We start from the raw sequence: 7,080 nt of genomic DNA, 5'->3' as shown, positions 1-7,080 counted from the left end.
CTATAAGTTCCTTATTTATATTGTTTTGAATGTATATTTTTATCGCGTAAGTTGAGGGTATTAGGGGATTTGGCGTGAAGTCAATGTTTAAGGGGAAATGAAAGTAAACTAATATTGGGGTAGCGTCCCGAAAATGCGGATTTACAACGTTAAGCTGTTTTATAGTGTAAAAAATGAAGAACTTAACAAGGATAAGGTTTTTGAGACAAGTCATATGGGACATTTTTAAGCCTTATTTGTTACAAAATCGATTAAATCCCAATAGAGTAAACCCTATTGATACAAGGTTTTTCCCTTAACGTTGTAAATCCGCATAAATCTGACGATACCCCATATTCAAAAGTTTTACATTTAATAAAAACAAAAAAGAGTCCTGTGTTTATTAACGGGTTCCCTTTTGGGAGGGAAGACAAAAAAATAGATATCTACTCAGCCCAAACAACAACTTTTTGTTATTTATACTTGTAGTTTAAATAACAAAAAAGGACGGATATTTCGTCCCTTTAATTTGATCCATACTTTAAAAACTCATTTAGTGATGAAAACATTACTTCTGGTTCCCAATCACCCTCGCCGTGCATTGCGGTCATTACAGGATAATTTTTATCTTCAATATCTACAAAAATCGGGTCTCCTAAATTTTCATCGTATCCAATTACATACCAAGTTTCTTTCCAATCACCTTCACTATCCCCAGTTAAAGAATTATCTTCTTCATCTACACTGTATCCTAATTGTCCTTCTTCAAATTCCTCTCTTGAAAATAGGTGAATAGATATAGTTTCAATTTCAGTGTCATCAATTTCCAGCTCAATTTCAAGATTGTCCAACGCTTCAATCTTATCTAAAATAATCTTTAAATCCTCATTTAACACAATATATACCTCCTGATGTGAGTTACTATCTAAGATAGATTATATCATTTCCATTCCATCAAAAGGATACAGGCTAGAACAATTGCTTGCTATATTTCTTAGCGAACTGATTGGGACTAATAAAGGAATGAGAGGATGTTAGGGAGGAGTTTGATTTTCTTTTTATCAAATGTAAACAAATATTTAAAAGTTTACTTTCATTCTATAGGCGCACTTATAAGTGTGTTTAACCTAGATAAAACCTCGCTATCTTGTCATTAGGCCTAATATAATAAGCCAAAAATCATACTGATCCTATAAAACAACAAATAAAAAAGTGCAAAATCTATCTACAGATTTCGCACAAAAAAACAGATGACAGATAACAGATACAATCACTCGAAACATAGGAGAGTGTTTCAACACTTATTATAACCTATATATTTATATTTTTGCGTATTAATTTGAAAATATGTAATAATCCATCTTTTTTATTTTGAATTTTCTTTTTATTTTAGTTATACTAAACAATAAAGAGACAAATCTCCCTTAGGCTGTCAATAATTATGCTAACGAAACACACCCAAAATCAAAAAACCAATTCCCGTGTAATGGAATTGGTTTTTTGATGTACAGTTCATTCAAACAACAACTTGAACCCACTTTCATTTTCAATCTAATTTTATCATAAAAAACTCGTATTCCTTATATTTTTCTAACAAATAACTGAAAATCTAACAATTGTAGAAGATTTGAAATGCATATTTTAAAGTTTAATCTAAGTATAATTTAGAATATTATGTCTTAATCCCCTTTTTCGGGGGATGGGAAAAAACATCCAGATTGTATATATTCTTGATAAATCTTTTATGAATCTATTTCTGAAATGTTTCGTTTTTTCATTTCAGTTTCAATGAGATCTATTTCTTGATACATAGCTGTTGAAAGAATTCCTTTTGCTATGTTTTTATTAATTTCTATAAAAAAACCTACTAAAAGAGCATCTGATAATTGTTTATATAAAGACAAAAATGTTTCCTCCTCATAAAAAATCATACAGATAAAACACTGTTATTTACTATATATTCTATAAACTAAATTTTCACCCTGGTTTACTTAGACGGAATATTGGTGAACAAAATTAATAATTGTATGTGTGTATATACTATATCTTAATGTCATGATTTCAGTATATATATAATATATTTCAATTTCTAATGTAAACAAATATTCAAAATTTTACTTTCGAATTGATTATAAAATGAGCATGAAATAAAAATGGTATTTTCTTTTACACACAAAAATCCTAGTAGTAAAACAGCATTGTGGGAATTAAACAAAAGGTTCTTAAAACCATTAAAGTGTTAGTTAACAAAGCTGATGGTAGAGCGAGAATTAAATAATTTAAAAAAACTTTGCTACATATGTAGCAAAGTTTTTTCAGAGTGTTGGGAAACCCTTTAGGGTTCCCCACACTCTGGAATCATTTTGATTTTAGCGAATAAAAACAACATAAAATAATAGAGTTTCAAAAAAATAGCCCTCCACCAGACCTTTTTTGGTCAGATGGAGGGCTATTTTTTTCATGTTTTGACAAGTTGCGGTAAGATAAGCCTGCATTTGGACAGACTTCAGCCCCCGAAATCGAGCATATCGATAGCCATGTAGTTCTTTGGCGTCCGCAAAGCTTCGCTCTATAGTTGAACAGCGTACTTTGTACAACTTTTTCCCTGTAACTGTTAGTTTGTTTTTTCTAGCGATATCCTTATATTTCTCCCATATATGATGAGTGATAACTTTTTGTTTTTGTTTCTTTGAAAAACATACCTCACGTAGCGGACAAACAGCGCAGTCTTCTGGGTTGGATTTATAGTGACGATATCCTTCACGATCCGTTGTCGCATACTCTAAAATACACCCCATCGGACAAGCAAATGCATTCATTTCTTCTACATATTTAAATTGGCTTTTTGGTACTTCTTTATTTCGTTTTCCAAATCGACGATACCCCATCACCATAAATATATTTCTCTCCGATAATTTCTTACAGATATACCCTGTAAAATAGCCTGCATCAAGAGCTACAGCTTCCACTTTAAATCCGAATTTATCAATTTGAGCTTGTAGACGTGCTAAATATGGCTCGGAATCTGCCATATTTCCAGCCGTTACATAGGTATCTGTAATAATATTGTACTTCGCATCAGTCGTACGATGGTCTAAGAAATGAAAACCGTTCGGTTTTCCATCTCTCATTAAAAATCCACTATCTGGATCCGTAGTACTTATACGAGTTTTTTTAGTGGGAGTATCACTTTCCTTTCTAGGTTTTAATTCTTTTTTTCGTGTACCTCACGATCTTCAATTACCGCAGCTTCTAGTTCATCTATATAAAACTTTGCCTTTTCTTTTTTATATTTATGTACAAACTTATTTTTATTAGCATTGGCCTTAATGTGCGTAGAATCTGTCATCAGCGCACGTCCTCCCACCATCCGGTGCTCTGTCGCTTGCCTCACGATCTCATCAAAAATTTCTTCGAAAATATTTGTATGAATAAAGCGAGTACGACGATTCCAACTGATTGTAGAATGATCTGGAATAGTATCTGATAGAGAAAACCCTAAAAACCAACGGTAGGCGATATTCGTTTTAATCTCTTTTTCCAATTGACGCTCCGAACGAATACCGTAAAAATATCCAATAAACATCATTTTAAATAAAACGATAGGATGGATTGACGGACGTCCATTGTTTTCACAGTAATAAGGGCGTAACTTCTCTTCAATAAAATCAAAACTAATTGTCGCTTCGATCGCACGAAGGAAATGATCTTGTGGAACCAACTCTTCTACAGAAACAGATACACGTTCATCACGATGATTTTTTAAAGCACCCATCATAAAAAATCTCTCCTTTACCTCTTTTTATCAGTGTTGACACATAAAAAGAGGTTCAGACACAAAAACAGGCTGTGGAGAAGACTTTCTCCACAGCCTGAAAAAACTTTGCTACATATGTAGCAAAGTTTTTTCTTAGCGTACCAAATTTGCGTTATGTTGACGACCCCAAATAGCGCAATAAAAGCCCTGGTTTTGATTGCACCAGGGCTTTTGTTGCTTACATGAAACTCTTTCTATTGCTGTTTATTCCAAAATTGAACGTATCTATGTAGGGCCTCAACGCTTTTTAATCCTAAAAACGCTTTAATTTCAATGGGTTTCATGCCATTTTGTAGCCCATTTAATATAAAACGGTTCCGTAGCATGGTAGGCGTGACATGAATTTCAGCGCGTTTCGCTTCTTTCTGTAACATGCGTTGTACAGCGATTCGAGTTAAAGCGGCGGGTTGATCGTTTTCATAGTCCCAGCGGAACGTTTGCGGGCCGAAATCAAAAGCTACAAAAAAGGGGTCACCTGTTTGCTGGCGCGGTTTTACAAGGTTAGGAATCTTGTTGTAATAAGATAAGGCAAGTTTTACATTTTCTTTTGAAAGGGTAATAGATCGCTTGTAGGCGTGTAGTCCTCCTGGGGTAATGGTATTCGTTCCAAAGTGTATATCATGCATGGATAACGTTAAAATGTCCTGGATAGATAGCCCATAATCTAACATGAAATGAATTAATAAAAGGTTTCGTTCCAAAATAAACTTTCTTCCTGACGCCTGGTAGTCGGTTAATCCGTTATAACTACGCATGACGCGGAATAGTTTTTTTATTTCTTGATCCGATGCAAAGTGTTTAGAAGTCAGTCCAGGAGGGGAGACATCACTTTTTAAATCCTGGGCCGCGCCATGAAATTGTAAAAAATTAATCAGAATACCTCGTACACGCTTGATATTAGAAATTGACGCCCCACGTTCCTTTTTAAGAGCTGTTAAGTATCCTTCTAATATATTTGTATCAAAAGAACGAAAAAACGATTCTGGAGGTAATTTGACGTGTTTCTGAATCCATGATGTAAAAAGCGTGAGATCGTAGCGGTATTGTTTAACGGTGGAAGATTTACGGCCATGTTTTAACAAATCAGAAAGGAAAACATCAACAGAAAGTTCCCAAGTCATGTTTACATACTCCTTTGTCCTAAAAATTGTGTACCGCAATTATATACGAGAAACATATAAACAAGCAATAGGGGATTCTAGGTCGAGGTGTGTGTTTTGTTGCTTGTGGGATTCCAGGGCCAGGGCATTGCGGGGCTATGCGGAGACATATAGGCCTGGCTAGACAGGGTGTGGGATTGTGATATAGGTGGATATATAGATGTATTGGAATGAGTGGAAGGCGAATGATGGGCCGATGTTGAAGGAGGACGATATGCGAGGAATGGGAATGGCCGCCGCCCCGCCTACGTAGTTTTTTGAAAATCTGCCTGTCAACGGAATCTGATTCATAGCTGAATCAAGATACCCTTAACAGGAGAGCTTCGTTTTTCTTTTTCTTTACGTATGTAGAATAAAGCTAGCGTTTATGTACATCAACCTCAATTTGCACTCATGCCGAAATGATGCCGCTTTTCATCATATATACATAACATAGACATCATATTTGCATCACTTTGGCATAACATAGACAACATTCTTTTTGCTGTATGCTTGGATAGAACTAGGATTGATAATAGGTAAACGATTATCATGATATGTAGGAAAAGAAACGAATAAAGCTACTAATTAGTAAAGTGTTTGTTCGGAAATAGGATGAACAACTGAAATACTGTAGATTTATATATTAAGTGAAGAGAAGATTTTTATTTTCATATTTTGATCAATTTTGGGATGCTATGTAGAAGTTTATAAAAAAGAAACTCTCGATATAGGAAACTCCTTATTATTAAATCTTGTTTTTAAAAATTAAAAGCATTAAATACATTAGGATTTATTTTTGCTCAATGAGCCTTACTCTCACAAGGGATTAGAAAATTCTTCTTATTTAATTACTGATTTAAAAGCAGGTTCAATTCGAGTATAAATTCATAGTGGATTTGTTGTGAAAAACGCCCTTAATTTATAAAAGTATAATAGATTGATAATATGTTTAATCTATTAAAATAAAGAAGGGCATGATAAAAAGCCTTGTTAGGTATGAATTTTTTGAACAAGGCTATAAAACAATTATTTTTTTGTAAAAAACGAGATTTACGCGTTTGGATCAAGCATCTTTTTGAATAAATCTAACGGGAATGTACTCTTATTTGATTTTCTCAATCCTATATTTCTTATGTTTTCTTGCGCTTGTTGCTGTCTACGCTTCCTATTTGCAGTTAACTGTTTTGTATAGATTTTCATGAAATGAGCGGGCGTACTTTCTTGTGATTTGTTTATCTCAAAAAACTGTACACAATCCTCAAAAGTCTTTCTTGCTTCCCAATCTACGTCTGGCAGCATACGCAATGCGATTGTATAAGCATCTTTTTCAGTAATATTTGTATCTTTACTTATGATATACATATAAAGTTTCTTTTGATCTTCGCTCATAAACTCATCCATTTCGCGGAATCGTAGTTCTAGCTTTTCACCCGATTTAGGGGCATTCATTGGCTGTTCTTTTACTTCTACTTCTTCATTTGTAGGAGCAACAGACTCCAATATATCTACTCCCTGGCATGTAGGTACAGTTGGCTTTTCGGTTTGATCTGTAGGTTTCTCCTGTTTTTTACTTAGTTTTTTAGATAGAAACTTTGTAAATGTAGAAAACATATCAATTGAAAACGCCCATTTTTGCTTAAAGTATTCAATGATTTTTAAATAATTGGTATTGAGGCTTAATATGTAAATAGATGGTGCCTTCTTACCATGACGTCTTGTTTTGATTTGATGGCATACCTCGAGGTCCTCTAACCACTTCAGAATAAAGTTGATGATCGGCACAGAAATACCCGACTTTTCACTGATTTGATTTTGTCTCATTTGAGAGTAGCCTTCTTGTACTAGGTAAGATAAAACAACTTCTAATGCCTTATAGCGGCGTGGTGTTTGTTCGAAGTATTCTTTAGTGGTTTTACCTTCATACTCGAACAGAATAATATCAATAGCTTTAATTACTTTTTTAACAGATTTATTGATAGCACCTGTACGAACATGAACAAGGTTTGGACTTAATTCTCGTTTTGCTCTACTCAGCAAAAAGTTATTTAGTAGCATGAAAAAACCTCCTATTTTTCCCACCTAAAATAAACAGAAAAATGCTGGAAAAACAGAGGTTCTATATTCACATTACATATACAATAT

Annotated in this window: 5 protein-coding genes; all 5 read right to left on the bottom strand. The window is 33.9% G+C overall.

Annotated features, from left to right (window positions below; genetic code table 11):
• Positions 1 to 503: 503 nt before the first annotated feature.
• The gene (locus JFU02_RS07790; protein ID WP_417896907.1) at positions 504 to 875 is read right to left on the bottom strand and encodes a hypothetical protein; all 372 of its coding nucleotides are present in this window, start codon (positions 873 to 875) and stop codon (positions 504 to 506) included.
• Between the two features lie 846 nt (positions 876 to 1,721).
• Positions 1,722 to 1,883: a hypothetical protein gene (locus JFU02_RS07785; RefSeq protein WP_201070622.1), complete on the bottom strand. Its 162-nt coding sequence runs from the start codon at positions 1,881 to 1,883 to the stop codon at positions 1,722 to 1,724.
• Positions 1,884 to 2,348: 465 nt separating this feature from the next.
• Positions 2,349 to 3,757, bottom strand: a protein-coding gene (locus JFU02_RS07780) for an IS1182-like element ISBth7 family transposase (RefSeq protein WP_097821175.1) whose coding sequence is annotated in 2 segments (ribosomal slippage) — positions 2,349 to 3,199 and positions 3,199 to 3,757 — 1,410 coding nt in all. Because the reading frame shifts where the segments join, the coding sequence is not laid out codon by codon here.
• Between the two features lie 233 nt (positions 3,758 to 3,990).
• A complete protein-coding gene (locus JFU02_RS07775; protein ID WP_201070620.1) occupies positions 3,991 to 4,917 on the bottom strand; it encodes a tyrosine-type recombinase/integrase in 927 nt (308 codons plus the stop codon).
• A gap of 1,071 nt (positions 4,918 to 5,988) precedes the next feature.
• The gene (locus JFU02_RS07770) at positions 5,989 to 6,993 is read right to left on the bottom strand and encodes a Replicase RepFR55 (RefSeq protein WP_201070618.1); all 1,005 of its coding nucleotides are present in this window, start codon (positions 6,991 to 6,993) and stop codon (positions 5,989 to 5,991) included.
• Positions 6,994 to 7,080 lie beyond the last annotated feature (87 nt).

It is taken from the genome of Bacillus sp. TH13 (assembly GCF_016651175.1).
In the GTDB taxonomy this organism is placed as follows: Bacteria; Bacillota; Bacilli; order Bacillales; family Bacillaceae_G; genus Bacillus_A; species Bacillus_A thuringiensis_S.
Note: the sequence above shows the minus strand (reverse complement) of the source record. Positions and strands in the feature narration are given on the sequence as shown.

Excerpts from the sequence above, each read along its gene's own strand:
- JFU02_RS07770 (WP_201070618.1), bottom strand. The coding sequence starts at position 6,993 with ATGCTACTAAATAACTTTTTGCTGAGTAGAGCAAAACGAGAATTAAGT.
- JFU02_RS07775 (WP_201070620.1), bottom strand. The coding sequence starts at position 4,917 with ATGACTTGGGAACTTTCTGTTGATGTTTTCCTTTCTGATTTGTTAAAA.